13 protein-coding genes are annotated in these 14720 nt (G+C 75.3%); 7 read left to right on the top strand and 6 right to left on the bottom strand.

Translation table 11 applies throughout. The features are described 5' to 3' along the window. Positions 1 to 22: 22 nt before the first annotated feature. Entirely contained in the window at positions 23 to 1531 is a 1509-nt protein-coding gene (locus AB0C76_RS00445) for a CoA transferase (protein ID WP_359957319.1), read from the bottom strand. A gap of 166 nt (positions 1532 to 1697) precedes the next feature. Here AB0C76_RS00445 and AB0C76_RS00440 point away from each other — a divergent pair, with 166 nt between their 5' ends. Further along, positions 1698 to 2393 carry an N-acyl homoserine lactonase family protein gene (locus AB0C76_RS00440; protein ID WP_359957316.1) on the top strand — a complete coding sequence of 232 codons (696 nt, stop codon included), beginning with the start codon at positions 1698 to 1700 and terminating at the stop codon, positions 2391 to 2393. A gap of 74 nt (positions 2394 to 2467) precedes the next feature. On the opposite strand, the gene AB0C76_RS00435 is transcribed toward AB0C76_RS00440, so the two are convergent. Further along, on the bottom strand, positions 2468 to 3769 hold the full coding sequence (locus tag AB0C76_RS00435; protein WP_359957313.1) for a cytochrome P450: 1302 nt from the start codon (positions 3767 to 3769) through the stop codon (positions 2468 to 2470). A 402-nt stretch (positions 3770 to 4171) separates the two neighbouring features. Between AB0C76_RS00435 and AB0C76_RS00430 the strand changes: the two genes are divergently transcribed. Then, positions 4172 to 5110, top strand: coding sequence for a hypothetical protein (locus AB0C76_RS00430; protein WP_359957310.1), 939 nt, complete (start codon positions 4172 to 4174; stop codon positions 5108 to 5110). Positions 5111 to 5394: 284 nt separating this feature from the next. Here the strand turns inward: AB0C76_RS00430 and AB0C76_RS00425 are convergent, their stop codons facing one another. Continuing rightward, positions 5395 to 5637 carry a zf-HC2 domain-containing protein gene (locus AB0C76_RS00425; RefSeq protein ID WP_359957308.1) on the bottom strand — a complete coding sequence of 81 codons (243 nt, stop codon included), beginning with the start codon at positions 5635 to 5637 and terminating at the stop codon, positions 5395 to 5397. Between the two features lie 130 nt (positions 5638 to 5767). On the opposite strand from AB0C76_RS00425, the gene AB0C76_RS00420 reads away from it, so the two are divergent. The 4 genes from AB0C76_RS00420 to AB0C76_RS00405 all read left to right on the top strand — a co-directional run bounded on the left by AB0C76_RS00420 (position 5768) and on the right by AB0C76_RS00405 (position 10696). Further along, positions 5768 to 6331 (top strand): sigma-70 family RNA polymerase sigma factor, encoded by a 564-nt coding sequence (locus AB0C76_RS00420; protein WP_359957305.1) that lies wholly within the window; start codon positions 5768 to 5770, stop codon positions 6329 to 6331. 289 nt (positions 6332 to 6620) lie between these two features. Further along, positions 6621 to 8015: an MFS transporter gene (locus tag AB0C76_RS00415; RefSeq protein ID WP_359957302.1), complete on the top strand. Its 1395-nt coding sequence runs from the start codon at positions 6621 to 6623 to the stop codon at positions 8013 to 8015. 61 nt (positions 8016 to 8076) lie between these two features. Further along, positions 8077 to 9582, top strand: a complete 1506-nt coding sequence (locus AB0C76_RS00410) for a cytochrome P450 (RefSeq protein ID WP_359957299.1) — start codon at positions 8077 to 8079, stop codon at positions 9580 to 9582. Positions 9583 to 9733: 151 nt separating this feature from the next. Next, a complete protein-coding gene (locus tag AB0C76_RS00405; protein WP_359957296.1) occupies positions 9734 to 10696 on the top strand; it encodes an isocyanide synthase family protein in 963 nt (320 codons plus the stop codon). Here the strand turns inward: AB0C76_RS00405 and AB0C76_RS00400 are convergent. The 3 genes from AB0C76_RS00400 to AB0C76_RS00390 all read right to left on the bottom strand — a co-directional run bounded on the left by AB0C76_RS00400 (position 10681) and on the right by AB0C76_RS00390 (position 13736). Further along, the gene (locus tag AB0C76_RS00400) at positions 10681 to 11520 is read right to left on the bottom strand and encodes an ABC transporter ATP-binding protein (protein ID WP_359957293.1); all 840 of its coding nucleotides are present in this window, start codon (positions 11518 to 11520) and stop codon (positions 10681 to 10683) included. The two genes, AB0C76_RS00405 and AB0C76_RS00400, sit on opposite strands and share 16 nt — an antisense overlap. Next, a complete protein-coding gene (locus AB0C76_RS00395) occupies positions 11517 to 12551 on the bottom strand; it encodes an iron ABC transporter permease (RefSeq protein ID WP_359958064.1) in 1035 nt (344 codons plus the stop codon). Before AB0C76_RS00395 ends, AB0C76_RS00400 begins: the two co-directional genes overlap by 4 nt. A gap of 93 nt (positions 12552 to 12644) precedes the next feature. After that, positions 12645 to 13736, bottom strand: coding sequence for an ABC transporter substrate-binding protein (locus AB0C76_RS00390; protein ID WP_359957290.1), 1092 nt, complete (start codon positions 13734 to 13736; stop codon positions 12645 to 12647). Positions 13737 to 13898: 162 nt separating this feature from the next. Here AB0C76_RS00390 and AB0C76_RS00385 point away from each other — a divergent pair, with 162 nt between their 5' ends. After that, positions 13899 to 14720 (top strand): helical backbone metal receptor, encoded by an 822-nt coding sequence (locus tag AB0C76_RS00385; protein WP_359957287.1) that lies wholly within the window; start codon positions 13899 to 13901, stop codon positions 14718 to 14720.

Below are 14720 nucleotides of genomic sequence, written 5' to 3'. Positions count from 1 at the left end.
CTGCCAGATGGCTGTGACGGCGTCAGAGCCAGGTGGGCCGGTCGGTTCCCCAGCGGCCGGGCGGGCGGGACCAGTTGGTGGGCGCACCGTCGTAGGCGACGGGCGGGAGGGCGTGGCGCAGGCGTCCGTAGGCGGAGTCGGTCTCGGCGAGGTACGGCGCCGGGTCGTAGGGGGTGACGTCCGACGGACTGCCGGGGCCGGTGCGGTCTTCGGGGCGCGGGATGTCGTGGAGGAGCCAGGACGCGGTGCCGGCGAGGGAGAAGCGGAGGTGGCGTCCGCCGGGGCGGCCGGTGCGCTGCTCGGTGAGGGCGCGCAGGACGGCGGCGGCGATGAGGTAGCCGGTGCCGTGGTCGAGTGCCTGGGCGGGGAGGACCCCGGGGTGGTCCTCGGGGTGGCCCTCGGGGGTGACTTCGTGGGCGGCGATGCCGACGCCGGCCTGGACGAGGCTGTCGAAGCCGCGGCGTCCGGCCCAGGGCCCGGTCCAGCCCCAGGCACACAGCTGGGCGACGATCAGGCCGGGGTGGCGGTCGAGGAGGGCGTCGGGGGCGAGGCCGTGGGCGTCCAGGGCGCCGGGGCGGTAGCCGGTGATGACGGCGTCGGCGGTGGCGAGGAGTTCCTCGAAGGTGGCGCGGTCGGCAGGGCCGGAGAGGTCGAGGAGGACGGAGCGCTTGCCGAAGCCGGTGTCGGCGTGGGCGTCGTCGGCCTCGGGGAGGCGGGGGGAGTCGACGCGCAGCACGTCGGCGCCGAGGAGGGCGAGAGTGCGGGTGGCGACCGGGCCGGCGATGACACGGGTGAGGTCGAGGACGCGGATGCCTGCGGCGGGCAGAGGTGCGGGGCCGAGCGGGCGGGGTGCGGCGGGCGCCGGGCCGTTCGGCGTCATGATGCGGGTCTCGACCAGGGGGTGAACGGTGTCGCCCACCGGTACGACGGCCACCGCGAGCGCCCCCGCCTCGTACGCGCGCTCCTGGACGAGTTCGGCGGGCTGTTCGCTCAGCACCGCTGCGAGCTGCTCGGGTCCGGCGTCACCGGGCAGTCCGAGGGCGGTGAGCAGCCGGGTGCGGTGGTGCGGGTAGTTGGCGTGGGTGCGGATCCAGCCGTCGGCGGTGCGCCAGAAGCCGGAGTGCGGGGCGAAGCTGACGGGTGCGCGGCCGTCGACGGTCAGGTGGCGTTCGCTGACGAAGGCGGTGGCGACGGCGCCCTGGTCGATCCGGACGGCGGGGACGGGGCCTCCGGTGCGGTGGGCGGCGAGTTCGGCGGCGGCGAGGGAGCAGGCGGCGACGGTGGCCCGGGCGAGGCGGCGCACGGGCAGGCCGGAGGGCAGGACGGTGTCGGGACCGTGGAAGGTGACCCGGTCCAGCAGGTCGGCGGAGCCGCCGAGGGCCGCCCAGGCGTGCGCGGTGGGGCCGTCGGCGTCGACGGGTGCCGGGGCGGGCGGGTTCTGTCCGAGGGGCGTCGGCCCGGCGGACGTCGGCCCGTGGGCCGTCTGGACGGCGGGGGCCTGCTCGGCCGGGGACGTCGGACGCTCTGTCATGTGCCGCATTGTGCTCCGCTTTCCGGACGTCCGCCGTGACGGCCGCCACCCCGCTTCGCCGGTTTGCCCCACGGAGCCTGCTGATCGGCGGATTGAACGCGGGCAGCCGACGGGTAGGGTGCGGACCGGGCGCCGGTGCGGCGCCCGTACGCGTCCGGGGGCCTGAATGCACGCGATCCACCGTCTCGACCTGGGCTACTTCGTCCGGCCGGCCGCCGAGACGGGCGGGCCGCAGCCGCGCGTCGAACCGGTGCTCGCCTACCTGGTGCGGTGCCCCGAGGGACTGCTGCTCTTCGACACCGGCGTCGGCGGCGGCGATCCGGGGACCGAGGCCCACTACCGCCCGGTCCGCCGCCCGCTTCCGGAGGCGCTCGCGACGGCCGGCGTGGCGCTCGGCGACCTCGACCTGGTGGTCAACTGCCACCTCCACTTCGACCACTGCGGGGGCAACCCGCTGCTCGCCGGCACGCCGGTGCTCGTCCAGGCGGAGGAGCTCGCGGCGGCCCGCGAGGGCGGCTACACGATCGACGCGCTGGTCGACTTCCCGGGCGCCGACTATCGCGTTCTGGACGGCGAGGCTGAGGTCTGGCCGGGGGTGCGGGTCGTGCCGACACCCGGGCACACGGCGGGGCACCAGTCACTCGTCGTCGAACGCCGGGACGGCGCGATCGTCCTGGCGGGCCAGGCGTACGACTTCGCGTCCGGCTACGGGTCGGCGGTGCTCGCCCGGCGCGCGGCGCTCGACGGCGTGGCGCAACCGCTGCCCGACCACCCGCGGTGGCTGGACCGGCTGGCGTCGTTCGGGCCTCGCCGGGTGCTGTTCGCGCACGACAACGCGGTGTGGGAACCGTCGGCCGGGTAGGGGTTCGCGGGCGTCACACGACGGCCGCCGGGCTCACAGGGCTCGGAACACGCAGGGCTCGGAACACGCAGGACTCAGAAGGTGAAGCGCAGCGACCGCACGCGGTTGTCGAAGCTGGACGGGACGAGGTCGGGTCCGCCCACCGACCGGAGTCCGGGCAGGCGGGTGAACAGTTCGCGGAACAGCACCTTCATCTCCTGCCGGGCCAGGTGCGCCCCGAGGCAGTAGTGCGGACCACCGCCGCCGAAGCCCAGGTGGGGGTTGGGGGTGCGCGTGATGTCGAAGGCGTCCGGGTCGGCGAAGACCGTCTCGTCGCGGTTGGCCGAGCCGAAGAAGAGGACCGCCTTCTCGCCTGCCCGCAGGAGTGGTCCGCCGGGGCCGCCGAGCTCGTGGTCGACGGCCAGGGTGCGGCGGAACTGGATGATCGGGGTGGCGTGCCGGACCATCTCGTCGACCGCGCCGCCGAGCCGCCCGTCCAGGTCGTCGAGGAGCAGGGCGCGCTGGTCGGGGTGGGTGGTGAGCAGGTGGAGGCCGTGGGCGAGCGCGTTGCGGGTGGTCTCGACGCCGGCGACGAGCAGCAGGGAGAAGAAGGCGCCGAGCTCGCGGCCGGTGAGCCGGCGTCCGTCGACGTCGGCGGTGACGAGGGCGGTGATCAGGTCGTCGGCGGGTGCGCTGCGGCGCTGGCGCCCGATCGCCGCAACCATGAGCTGCATCCGGGCGAGCGCCGCCATCCCGCGGCCGGGCACGCGCAGGCGGCGGCGCAGCGGCCGGGCGACGCCGGTGTGTTCGGAGGCGTGGTTGACCTGGTCGAGGATGGCGCGGCGGGGCCGCTCGGGGATGCCCATCAGGTTGCAGATCACCTGGAACGGGAGTTCGGCGGCGACGGCGGTGACGAAGTCCTCGGGGCGGTCGCGTTCGACGTCGTCGACGAGGCGGGCGGCGACGCGGCGGATGTCGTCCTCGGCCCCGGAGAGGAGTCGGGGGGTGAAGGCGCGGGAGATGACGCGGCGCAGCTGTGCGTGGCGGGGGGCGTCCAGGTTGACCATCGAGTCGCCGAACAGGGCCCGGACCCAGCGGGGTGGTTCGGGGGTGGTGACGCCGGGGGCGCTGCGGAAGACGGCGGGGGTGCGGCTGGCCTCGACGACGTCGGCGTGGCGGACCAGCGCGTGGTAACCGCGGCCGGTGGCGCGGTCGCCGACGTAGAGGGGGGCGGGGCGGCGGCGCAGTTCGGCGAAGGCTGCGGCGCGGATGGGGGCGGGGAGCTGCCAGAAGCCCGGATCGGCCAGGTCGGGGGGTCCGCTGGACGCCGGGGTCGGGTGGGCGCTGCGGCCGGGGCCGGCCTCGGCGGAGGCCGACCGGCCGGTCGTGGTGTCCATGGCCGGGCCTCCTGGTGGTCCGCTGTCCTGACGCTGGTGCCGGGCGCTGGTGCCGGTGTGTGCGCATCGTACTGGGCTGTGCACATTTAGTGACCAAGCGATGGGAGATGTCAAATCACCCCGATGGTCGTACGAGCAGCTGTTCGCCTCGTCTGCTCGTCGGCCGGTCGGGCCGGTCGGGCCGGTCGGGCCGGTCGGGCCGGTCCGATCTCGGATCTCGGATCTCGGCCCGGGCGCGGCCAGGTGAGCCGGGGCGGCCACGGCCGGGCGCGGTCGGGCCGGCCGGCCGGTCGTGTCCGGTGAGTAGACGGCTTCCGGCGACGCGGCCGGGCATGGTCTCACGCGGCGGAGCCCGGCCAGTACCGGAGGGTGCGGTACGAGCGCGGGCCGACGGGTGCGACGATGAGTGCCATCGTGATGACCGACCGGATCCGCTCGCTGCGCGCCGCGGTCTTCGCCACGCTGTGCGTGGCGCTGGCCGCCGCGGCGCACGTCGCCATGGGCGGGGCCGGGGTGTCGCCGTCGGTCCTGGTCGGCGCGTCCGGCGCGGTCCTCGGCATGACCTGGCTGCTCGCCGGCAAGCGGCGCGGGCTCGGAGTGATCAGCGCTTGGATGGTCGCGGCGCAGACCGCGCTGCACCTGTTGTTCGAGCGCGTCGGAGCGCTCGTGCCCACGGGCGGCGGGCTCGACCGGCTGACCGGCACGGACTGGGCCGCCCTGCTCCTGTGCAACCCCGGCCGGGTGCCGGGCGGACTGTCTCCCGTGGACCTGGCCAGGATGGCCGGACTCGACCCGGACACCCCACCGGCCTCCGGGCTGCACGCCGCGGCAGGGCTGCGGCACGGCGCGGGTTCCGCCGCGGCTTCGGGGGCCGGTCTCGCCGACGTGACCGGCATGGCCGGGATCGATGGAATGAGCGCCATGCCGGGGATGCCGGGCATGTCAGGGGTACCGGGCATGTCAGGGGTACCGGGCTCGGCGCCCGTCGTGGCCGACGCCTCCGGGCAGGCCGCGGCCGCCCACGGGATGGCGCACGGCATGGCCCACGGGATGTCCGTGGGGATGGCCGCCGCCCACGTGCTGGCCGCGCTGGCCTGCGCCCTGCTGCTGTGGCGCGGCGACGCCGCGCTGGTGCGGATCTTCGAACTGCTCGGCGCGCTCGGCGCCGTCGTCGCGGGCGCGCTGGTCGTTCCGCTGCTGACCCTCTTCGCGCGGCCCTTCGGCTTCCGCCCGCCGGCCCCGCCCCGGCGCACCGCCCGGCAGACCCGGCTGCCGCGACAGGTGCTGCTCACGCACGCCGTCGTGCGACGCGGGCCGCCCGCGTTCTCCCTCGCCTGCTGACGCGCCCGTCTCCCCGCGTTCCACTCGCCCCGCCCGGTCGGCCACTGCCACCGGGGGCACTGTGACGGGCAGGTCGCCCTGCCGCCCGGCCGAGCGCGCTGCGCCGCCGTGCCGCCAGGGCACGGGCTCGCGACTTCCGCCGCTCCGCCTTGGGCGCGGCGTGCGGCGCGGACGGCCCATGGACACCTGCGGCGCCGCTCAGGGCGGTGCCGCTCCCAGCCCTTCTCTCAGGACCCTTCATGCCTGACTACGACGGCGCACCGGTTCCGGCCGGCGCCCTCGTCCTACCGCTGCGGGCCGCCCGGCCCGTCCTCCGCCAGCCGGGCCAGCAGGCCTGCGGACCAGTCCGCCGACGGGCCGTCGGCCGCGCTCTCCGCCACTCGGCTGCGCAGCCGTTCCGCCTGCTCCAGCCACTCCCGGCAGCCCGCGCAGCGGGCGACGTGACCGTCCAGACGGCCGTCCGGGATCCCGGCCGCCTCGCCGTCGAGGCGGCCGGACAGGGCGGTGCGGAACTGCACGCATCTCATATGGTCATGGTCCCTCACGGCTTCGCCGGGCAGCGCGGCCGGGTCCGGTCGGCCTGCGGGGTCCGCCGGGTCCGCCGGACCGACGGGTGGCTCCACGGACGGCTCCACGGACGGCGCGGCGGAGGTCGCCGTGGATGACGACCAGCTCACCGCGCTCGCCCTGACCGCCCGGGCCGGACGGGCGCAGGACGTCGAGGCCTTCGTCCGCGCCACCCAGCGGGACGTGTGGCGGTTCGTCGCCCACCTGACCGACGTCCAGTCCGCCGACGACCTCGCCCAGGAGACGTTCCTGCGGGCGCTGCGCAGCCTGCCCGGGTTCGCGGGGCGCTCGTCGGCCCGTACGTGGCTGCTGTCGATCGCCCGGCGCACCGTGATCGACCGGTACCGGACGGCCGCCGCCCGGCCGCGCCTGGCCGCGCTGCCGGACTGGCAGGAGGCGGCAGAGCGGCAGGACGCCGGGCCGGCGGCCGGGTTCGAGGACGGGATCGCGCTCGGCGACCTGCTCGACCGGGTGCCCGCGCAGCGGCGCGAGGCGTTCGTGCTGACGCAGGTGGTCGGTCTGAGCTACGCCGAGGCCGCCGAGGTGGCGGGCTGCCCGGTCGGCACCGTCCGGTCCCGGGTGGCCCGGGCCCGGGAGGAGCTGATAGCCCGCCTCCGGGCGGCCGACGGCGGGGGGCTCGCGGCGGCGTGCTGAGCACGGCGAGTGAGGACGACGGCGGGCGGCGAGCGGCCCGCGGCGGGCGGCTGCTGAGAAACGACGGCTGACAGTCGACAGGTTTCCGATGACAACTGACAGATGACAGATTTCGAAATCTGTCATCTGTCAGTTGTCCGTCGTTCGCCGCCCCGCCCGCGCCCCTCGTGCGGGTTTCGGAAAAATTCCTCCAAGTGTTCGGGAACCCCGCCCCCTCCGCCCCCGACTGCTGTACCGGACTCCGCCGCGACGGCGGTGTCCGGTACGCAGCGGGGGAACGGAGGACGCCATGGCAGCGCAACACGACCTGCCCGAAGCCAAGTTGAGGCACAGCACAGGCAACCCGGACGGTCCGGTGGACCGTTGGAGCCTCGTCGTCGCCGCCGGGCTGCTCTCGTTCGTCGCGATGCTGGACATGAACGTGGTCAACCTTGCACTCACGGACATCTCCGCCGGCCTGCACATCTCCCCCGGGGTCGCCCAATGGGCCGCTCTCGGGTACCAACTGCCGCTCGTCGCACTGCTGTTGCCCGCCGGGCGGTGGCTGGACCAGGTCGGCACGCGCTCGGCCCTCCTGCTGGCGGTCGGCTGCTTCGGCGCGTGCAGCGCGCTCGCCTCCTCCGCCCCGTGGGCGAGTTGGCTGATCGCGGCGCGCTTCGCCCAGGGCGCCTTCGGCGCGGTGCTGTTCGTCCTGATGCCGGTGCTCGCCGCCACCGCCGTCAGGCCCGAGCTGCGCGGGCGGGCGATGAGCGTGCCCGCGACGCTCGGTCCACTCGGGGCCGTCACCGGTCCGGTGATCGGTGGTCTGCTGCTCGACCACATCGGCTGGCGGGCCGTGTTCCTGATCAAGCTCCCGGTCTGCCTCGCCGCCGCGCTGATCGTGCTCCGCCACGCCCCGCGCGCCGGCAGGCTCTCCCCGCCCGACCGCGGTTCGCTCGGCGACGCCGCCCTGATCGGCTCCGCCGTCGCCACCGTCCTGCTCGCGCTCACCCTCGCGCCGAAGGCCTCGCTGTGGCTCCTGCTCGCGCTGCCCGCCGCTCCGCTCGTCGCCGTCTGGCTGCGCCGCCCCGGCGGCCGGCCGGTGGCCGAGACACTGCGGGCCGCCGGCACCACCGGTGTCAACGCCGCCGTCCTCGCCCTCGCCGCGGGCTTCGCCGCCTGCCACTACCTACTCGCCCAGCACCTGCGCGGCCAGGAGGGCGAGAGCGCCACCCGCACCGCGCTCACCATGCTGGCCTTCCCGCTCGGCATGGTGGTGGCCGGCCGCTTCGGCGGACGGCTCGCGGACCGCTGGGGCGCCCGGCCGACCGCACTGACCGGCGCCGCCGTCACCACCCTCGGCCTGCTCCTGCTGCTCCCCTTGGACGAGGGCTGGGCCGACGCCGACATCGCGTGGCGCCTCGCCCTCGCCGGCGCCGGCATGGGCCTCAACGGCGGTCCCACCCAGGCCCTGGTCATGACCGCCTCGCCGCCGGGCCGGCTCGCCACCGCGGGCTCCGCCGTCCAGCTCGCCCGCAGCCTCGGCTTCGCCCTCGGGCCCGCCCTCGCCACCGCGGCCACCCTGGCCGGCGACCGCACGACCACCGGCACCCGCTCCGGGATCGCCCTGGCCGTGACGGCCGCCGCGAGCGCCGTCGCCCTCCTCGCCCTGCACCATCACCGCGCCCACCGCGCAACCGCGTGACACGGCCGCCCAGACCGACCGCCACCCCCTGGAACACCGTACGACCGGAGGTTCACCGCACATGACCGACACGGACACCGACTTCGATCCTGCCGCCGTCCTCCTGCCGGACCCGGTAGACCCGGCGGACCCGGCGGACCAGGCGGCTCCGACGGACCCGGCGGACCCGGTAGACCCGGCGGACCCGGCGGACCAGGCGGCTCCGACGGACCCGGCGGACCCGGCGGACCCGGCGGCCCGCTGCCCGTTCGGCCATGGCCTCCCGTCCGATGACGGCGGTGGCAAGGACCGCGACGGCGCCGAACTCCCCTCTCCCGTACCGCTCTACGGAACGGAGTACAAGCGCGACCCGTACCCGCTGTACCGGCGGATGCGCGAGGCGGGACCCGTCCACCGGGTGGAGTTCCCGAGCGGCATCCACGCCTGGCTGGTCACCGGCTACAAGGCCGCGCACGCGGCCCTCAACGACGGCAGGCTGGGCAAGAACCACGCCCTGGGCAACGAGAACTGGCGCCGGCTCGCCTCGATCATGCCCGAGCCGCAGCACTCGCAGCTCCAGGTGCACCTGCTCCACCAGGACCCGCCCAAGCACACGACCATGCGCCGGCTCGTCATCGACGCCTTCGCGCCCCGCCGGGTCGAGGCCCTGCGGCCGCGCCTCCAGGAGCTCGCCGACGCCCTGGTCGACGAGCTGCCCGCCACCGGCGGGGCCGATCTGGTCGCCGGGTTCGCGGCGCACTACCCGTTCCGCGCACTCGCCGAAACCATCGGCCTGCCAACCGAGTTGGCCGTGCACTTCGACCGCGACTGGGGCAAGGTCGTGCAGCCGGTCGGCCCGCTCGACCCCGGCCGGCCCGCGTACGAGGCGCGGCTGCGCGGCCTGCAGACGTACATCGCGGACGTGGTCCAGCACAAGCGCGCCCACTACGACCCCGCCCGGGCCGAGGACGACCTGCTCGGCCGACTCGTCGCGGCCCGTGACACCGGCGAGTTGAGCCCGGAGGAGCTCGACTCGATCGTGTTCCAGCTGCTGGTCGCCGGGCAGGAACCGGTCACCAACCAGATCACCACCATGCTGATCACCCTGCTGCGCCACCCCGGGCAGCTCGCCCGACTCGTCGAGGGCATCGCCGCCGACCCCGGCCTGCTCCCCCGCGCGGTGGAGGAACTGCTGCGCCACGACGCCGCGTTCGAACTCACCACCTGGCGGTTCTTCGCCGAGGACAGCGACCTGTTCGGCACCGCCGTGCCGGCCGGCGACTCGGTCATCGTCTCGCTCTGCGCCGCCAACCGGGACGGCGAGCAGTTCCCGCACGCCGACCGGCTCGACTTCGACCGCACCCCGAACGCCCATCTCGCCTTCGGGCACGGCATCCACTACTGCCCCGGCGCCGCCCTCGCCCGCGCCGAACTCCAGGTGGCCCTCGGCACGTTGCTCACCCGGCTCCCCGGGCTTCGCCCCGCCGGTCCGGCCGAGGGCGGCGGCCTGGACGCCCTGACCTGGATCCCCGCCGTCCTGGCCCGCGGCGTGAACGAGCTGCCGGTCGCCTACGACCGGCGCCTCTGACCGGCGGCGACCGCCACCCCTGGCCCGCGACCGCACCGCCGGCCAGGACACGGCCACGCCTGCCCGTAGCCCGTGCTCGTAGCTCCCGCAGCCCGCAGCCCGCAGCCCGCAGCCCGCAGCCCGCACGACAACGTCCCGTTGGAGGACCACCATGCCGCCCGTCGGCACCATCACCGCCCACGCGCCATCCGCCCGCACACACGGGACCGCCGAGCACCTCGCCGCCCGCATCCTCGGCCTGCTCCTGCCGCACCGCCGCGCCTCCGACCCCGAACTCGCCGCGGGGCCGCACCACTTCCCGCTCCAGCTGGCGCAGCTCGCGGACTTCATCGCCGCCGGCGAGCCGATCGTGTTCACCCTGCCCGGCTTCCCCTGCAAGTCGCCGAACCCGGCGAAGGTGCTCGGCCACCTGCCCGACGAGGGCGAGCGGCTGTCGCTCACCTTCCTCAACGCGCTGTGCGAGCGGATCGGCGCGCTCCACACGCCCGGTGCGCGGATCCTGATCTGCTCGGACGGGCACGTCTTCGGCGACCTCATCCACGTCCCCGACGACCACATCGACGAGTACTCCGACGCCCTGGCCGCGATGATCGAGCGCGAGGGCCTGCACCACCTGGCCACCTTCGACCTGCGGGCCGTCCTCGGCGACCTCCCGTTCGACGAGAAGCGCGCCCGTGTGCACGGTCGATACGCACCGAGCGTCGAGGAGCTGCGCGAGCAGGTGCTGACGGACGAGGAGACCCTGCGGCTCTACCGGGGCATCACCCGGTTCCTCGCCGAGGACACCGTCGGCTTCACCGGCACCAAGTCGGCCCTCCAGCGCGAGTGCCGCCGCCGTGCCTACGGGGTGATCCAGCGCAGCCGCGCCTGGGGAGACCTGATCGCCGAGCACCACCCGGACGCGTTCCGGCTGTCCATCCACCCCCAGCGGGCCGGGGCGCCGAAGTTCGGCATCCGCCTGCTGGAGGCGGCGGACGCGTGGACGACGCCCTGGCACTCCTCGGTGCTCCGCCGGGCCGACGGACGCTGGGAGTTGCTGCGCAGCGCGGACGCCGCGGAGCTCGGGCGGCTCGTCGAGAGCGACGGCCGCCCGAGCCACTACGAGACGGTCTGAGCCCGCGCCGCGCCGTCCAGGGCCGGTGCTCCGGCCGGAGCACCGGCCGAGGACGCGGGCGTGCGGTGGTCGAAGGCGATCAGCGGGTCGCCGGTGAGCGGGTGTTCGACCACCGCCGCACGCACGCCGAAGACCTCGGCGAGCAGGTCGGCGGTGAGCACGTCGCGCGGTGCTCCGGAGGCCACGAGGGCGCCGCGGTGCAGGACGTGCAGACGGTCGCAGACCGAGGCGGCGGCGTTGAGGTCGTGCAGCGCGACCAGGGTGGTGCGGCGCTGCTCGCGCAGCAGGGCGAGGAGTTCGACCTGGTGGCGGACGTCCAGGTGGTTGGTCGGCTCGTCCAGCACGAGGACGTCCGGCTGCTGGGCGAGCGCTCGGGCGAGCAGCACCCGCTGGCGTTCGCCGCCGGACAGCTGGGCGAACCGGCGGCCGGCGGCCTCCGCCATGCCGACGCGCACGAGGGCGTCGGCGACGATCCGGTGGTCCTCGGCGTCGTCGGCGGCGAAGGCGCGCTTGTAGGGGGTGCGGCCCATGGCGACGACCTCGCGGACGGTCAGCTCGAAGTCGCCGCCGCGTTCCTGCGGGAGGGCCGCGACGTGCCGGGCGGACTCCGCCGGGGGGATGCCCTCCAACTCCCGTCCGGCCAGCAGGATCCGCCCCGCGCTCGGCCGCAGGTGCCGGTAGACCGTGCGCAGCAGGCTGGACTTGCCGCTGCCGTTGGGTCCGACCAGTCCGGCGATCTCGCCCTCCTCGGCGACGAGGTGGACGCCGGCCACGACGGTGCGCCCGGCCAGGGTGACGCTCAGGTCTTCGACGGCGATCCTCAATTGCGCTCCAGTCGTCGGTCCAGCAGGTAGAGCAGGGTGGGGGCGCCGAGGACGGCGGTGACGACGCCGATGGGCAGTTCCTGGTTGTCCAGGGCGGTGCGGGCGAGGGTGTCGACGACGACGAGCAGCAGGGCGCCGGTGAGGGCGGACAGCGGCAGCAGGCGCCGGTGGTCGCCGCCGACGAGCAGCCGGCACACGTGCGGCACCATGAGTCCGACGAAGCCGATCGCGCCGGAGACGGCGACCAGCACGCCGGTGAGGACGCTGGTGACGACGAAGGTCTCGCGGCGCAGCCGGGTGACGTCGACGCCGAGTCCGGCGGCGGTCTCGTCGCCCATGAGCATCGCGTTGAGTGCGCGGGCGCGGGCCTGGAGCAGGGCGAGACCGAGCGCCACGGCGGCTGCGGGTATGGCGAGTTGGGTCCAGACGGCGCCGCCGAGGCTGCCCATGAGCCAGAACAGGACGCCTCTGGTCTGCTGTTCGTCGCTGGTCTGGAGGACGAGGTAGCTGGTGATGCCGCCGAGGAACTGGGCGATGCCGATGCCGGCGAGGACCAGGCGCAGCGGGGAGAAGCCACCACCGCGCCGGGCGAGGAGCCAGACGAGGGAGAACGCGGCGAGGGCGCCGGCGAAGGCGGCGAGGGAGACCGTGAGGCCGAGGGCGCTGCCGAAGGAGAGCTGGAGGCCGAGGGCGGTGCCGAGGACGATGGTGGCGACGGCGCCGAGGGAGGCGCCGGAGGAGATGCCGAGGAGGTAGGGGTCGGCGAGGGGGTTGCGGACGAGGGCTTGGACGGCGGTGCCGACGAGGCCGAGTCCGGCGCCGACGACGGCGGCCAGCAGGGCGCGGGGGACGCGCAGTTGCCAGACGATGAGGTCGCGGGTGCCGGGTTCGGGGGCGCGTCCGGTGAGCCGGCGGCCGATGACGGCCCAGACTTCGCCGGGTGGGACGTCGACGGCGCCGAGGCAGACGGCGGCGGTGAGGGCGAGGACGAGGGCGGCGCCGAGGGCGGCGGCCAGGGGCCCGGCCCGCAGGGAGCGGGCCGGGCGATCGGCGGAAGCGGTCGCCGAAGCGGTCGCGGAAGCGGTCGCGCCGGGATCCTCGTCGGTGACGGACGACGTCACGGTCTACTGCCCGTTCTTGACGAGGTTCGGGTGGACGGTGGCGGCGATCTGCCGGACGGCGTCGGCGTTGCGCACGCCCGCGATCGTGGTGACCTCGGAGCCGAGCCGCACGAAGTGTCCTTCCTGGACGGCCTTGAGGCCCTGGGTGGCGGGGAAGTTCTCGAGGAACGCCTCGGCGTCGTCGTAGGCCTTGCGGGTGGCCTCCTCGCTGCCGCGGTTGCGGACGGCCAGCTGGATCCAGTCCGGGTTCTTGGCGACGACGTCCTCCCAGGAACCGGGCTTGAAGTCGGCGTCGCAGTCGGCGAAGACGTTGCGGGCGCCGGCGAGGGTGATCACGGCGTTGGCGACCTGACGGCCGCAGACGGCGGTGGGCTGCTTGGTGCCGGCGTCGAAGTCGAAGACGAAGTAGGTCGGCCGCTTGTCGTCCGGCACTCCGGCGAGGGCGGTCCGCACGTCGCCCACGCTCTTCTCCATGCCGGTGACGAGTTCCTCGGCGCGGGCGGCGGTGCCGGTGACGGCGCCGAGCCTGCGGATGTCGTCCTCGATCTGGCCGAGGTCGGTGCGCGGAGCCTTGGCGGCCTTCGGGGTGCCGGCGCAGGCGGTGGAGAGGAGGTAGACGTGCTGGATGCCGGCCGCGGCGAACTCCTCCGGGCTCGGCCCGGTGGCGCCGCCGCCCATCATCGGCATGGCGCCGAAGGTGTCGACGTAGAGGTCGGCGCCGGAGCCGAGGAGCTTCTCCTTGGGGATGGCGCGGTCGCCGAGGACGGGCACCCTGGTGCCCTGCTCGGCGAGGTCCGCCGGGAGGCTGCCCTTGCCGGGCGGGAAGCCGGTGCCGATCAGGCGGTCCCCGGCCCCGAGTCGGAGCAGCATCTCCAGGCCGGCGGCGTTGCTGGTGACGATCTTCGAGGGGGCCTTGGCGATGGTGGTCTCCTGGCCCGTGCAGTCGGCGACCTTGACCGGGAAGGATCCGGCGGGCGCGGCCTTGACCGTCACCTGTGCGTCCGCGCCGCCCCCTCCTCCGTTGCTTCCGCAGGCCGTGGCCGTGGCGAACAGGGCGACGACGGCCGCGACGGCGCGGGCGGTGCGAGGGCGCATGGGGACTCTCCTGGTGGGTGCTCGTGTCGGGGCCCGTCCTGCGGACCCGGACCAGGTAGTCGGCCGGTTCGCGCGGCGGGTTCCCGCGGATCTCGGGGAGTTCCGCGCCGGGCCCCGTCCGCACGGCCCCGGGTGCTCACGCGCGGGGCGTAGGCTGGCCCGATGGCCGAACCCACCGTCCTGCGGGACGATCTCGACCTGCCCGTCCGGTTCGGTCCGGGCCCGGTGCGGCGGGTCGTCTCGCTGGTGCCGTCGCTGACCGAGTCGCTCGCCGTCACCGCCCCCGGCGTGCTGGCCGGCGCCACCGACTGGTGCACCCACCCGGCCGGACTGGACGTACCGCGGATCGGCGGCACCAAGAACCCTGACGTCCGGCGGATCCTCGCCCTCGCCCCTGACCTCGTGCTCGCCAACGACGAGGAGAACCGGCGGCCGGACCTCGACGCGCTGCGGGCGGCCGGGGTGCCGGTGTGGGTGACCGACATCCGTACCGTCGACGACGCGTTCCGTTCCCTGGAGCGGATGCTGACACTCGCGTGTGGCCTGCCTCGGCCGGGCTGGCTGGACGAGGCGCGGGCGGCGTGGCGCGGGGCCGACGGTCGGCCGAGCGGGCAGGAGGCGGACGGTCCGCGGGCGATCGTGCCGGTCTGGCGGCGCCCGTGGATGGTCCTCGGCCGCGACACCTTCGCCGGGGACGTGCTGCGGCGCATCGGGGTGCGGCTCGTCCACGCCGACCACACCGAGCGCTACCCGGCCGTACCGCTTCCCGAACTGCTCGCCTGCGCGCCCGACTTGGTGGTCCTGCCGGACGAGCCGTACCGGTTCACCGCCGGGGACGGCCCGGAGGCGTTCCCCGGCGTGCCGGCGGCGCTGGTCAGCGGACGCCACCTGACCTGGTACGGACCCTCGCTCGCCGAGGCCCCGGCGGTGCTCGGCGCGGCGCTTGAGCACCCGTTCGTACAGGGTGGGAACACGCCCCCGTAG

The organism is Kitasatospora sp. NPDC048722, assembly GCF_040650235.1.
Lineage (GTDB): Bacteria > Actinomycetota > Actinomycetes > Streptomycetales > Streptomycetaceae > Kitasatospora.
Note: the sequence above shows the minus strand (reverse complement) of the source record. Positions and strands in the feature narration are given on the sequence as shown.

What these genes read in the sequence shown, in the direction of transcription:
- AB0C76_RS00445 (WP_359957319.1), bottom strand. Translation starts at nt 1,531, where the DNA reads ATGACAGAGCGTCCGACGTCCCCGGCCGAGCAGGCCCCCGCCGTCCAG.
- AB0C76_RS00440 (WP_359957316.1), top strand. Translation starts at nt 1,698, where the DNA reads ATGCACGCGATCCACCGTCTCGACCTGGGCTACTTCGTCCGGCCGGCC.
- AB0C76_RS00435 (WP_359957313.1), bottom strand. Translation starts at nt 3,769, where the DNA reads ATGGACACCACGACCGGCCGGTCGGCCTCCGCCGAGGCCGGCCCCGGC.
- AB0C76_RS00430 (WP_359957310.1), top strand. Translation starts at nt 4,172, where the DNA reads ATGAGTGCCATCGTGATGACCGACCGGATCCGCTCGCTGCGCGCCGCG.
- AB0C76_RS00425 (WP_359957308.1), bottom strand. Translation starts at nt 5,637, where the DNA reads ATGAGATGCGTGCAGTTCCGCACCGCCCTGTCCGGCCGCCTCGACGGC.
- AB0C76_RS00415 (WP_359957302.1), top strand. Translation starts at nt 6,621, where the DNA reads ATGGCAGCGCAACACGACCTGCCCGAAGCCAAGTTGAGGCACAGCACA.
- AB0C76_RS00410 (WP_359957299.1), top strand. Translation starts at nt 8,077, where the DNA reads ATGACCGACACGGACACCGACTTCGATCCTGCCGCCGTCCTCCTGCCG.
- AB0C76_RS00405 (WP_359957296.1), top strand. Translation starts at nt 9,734, where the DNA reads ATGCCGCCCGTCGGCACCATCACCGCCCACGCGCCATCCGCCCGCACA.
- AB0C76_RS00390 (WP_359957290.1), bottom strand. Translation starts at nt 13,736, where the DNA reads ATGCGCCCTCGCACCGCCCGCGCCGTCGCGGCCGTCGTCGCCCTGTTC.
- AB0C76_RS00385 (WP_359957287.1), top strand. Translation starts at nt 13,899, where the DNA reads ATGGCCGAACCCACCGTCCTGCGGGACGATCTCGACCTGCCCGTCCGG.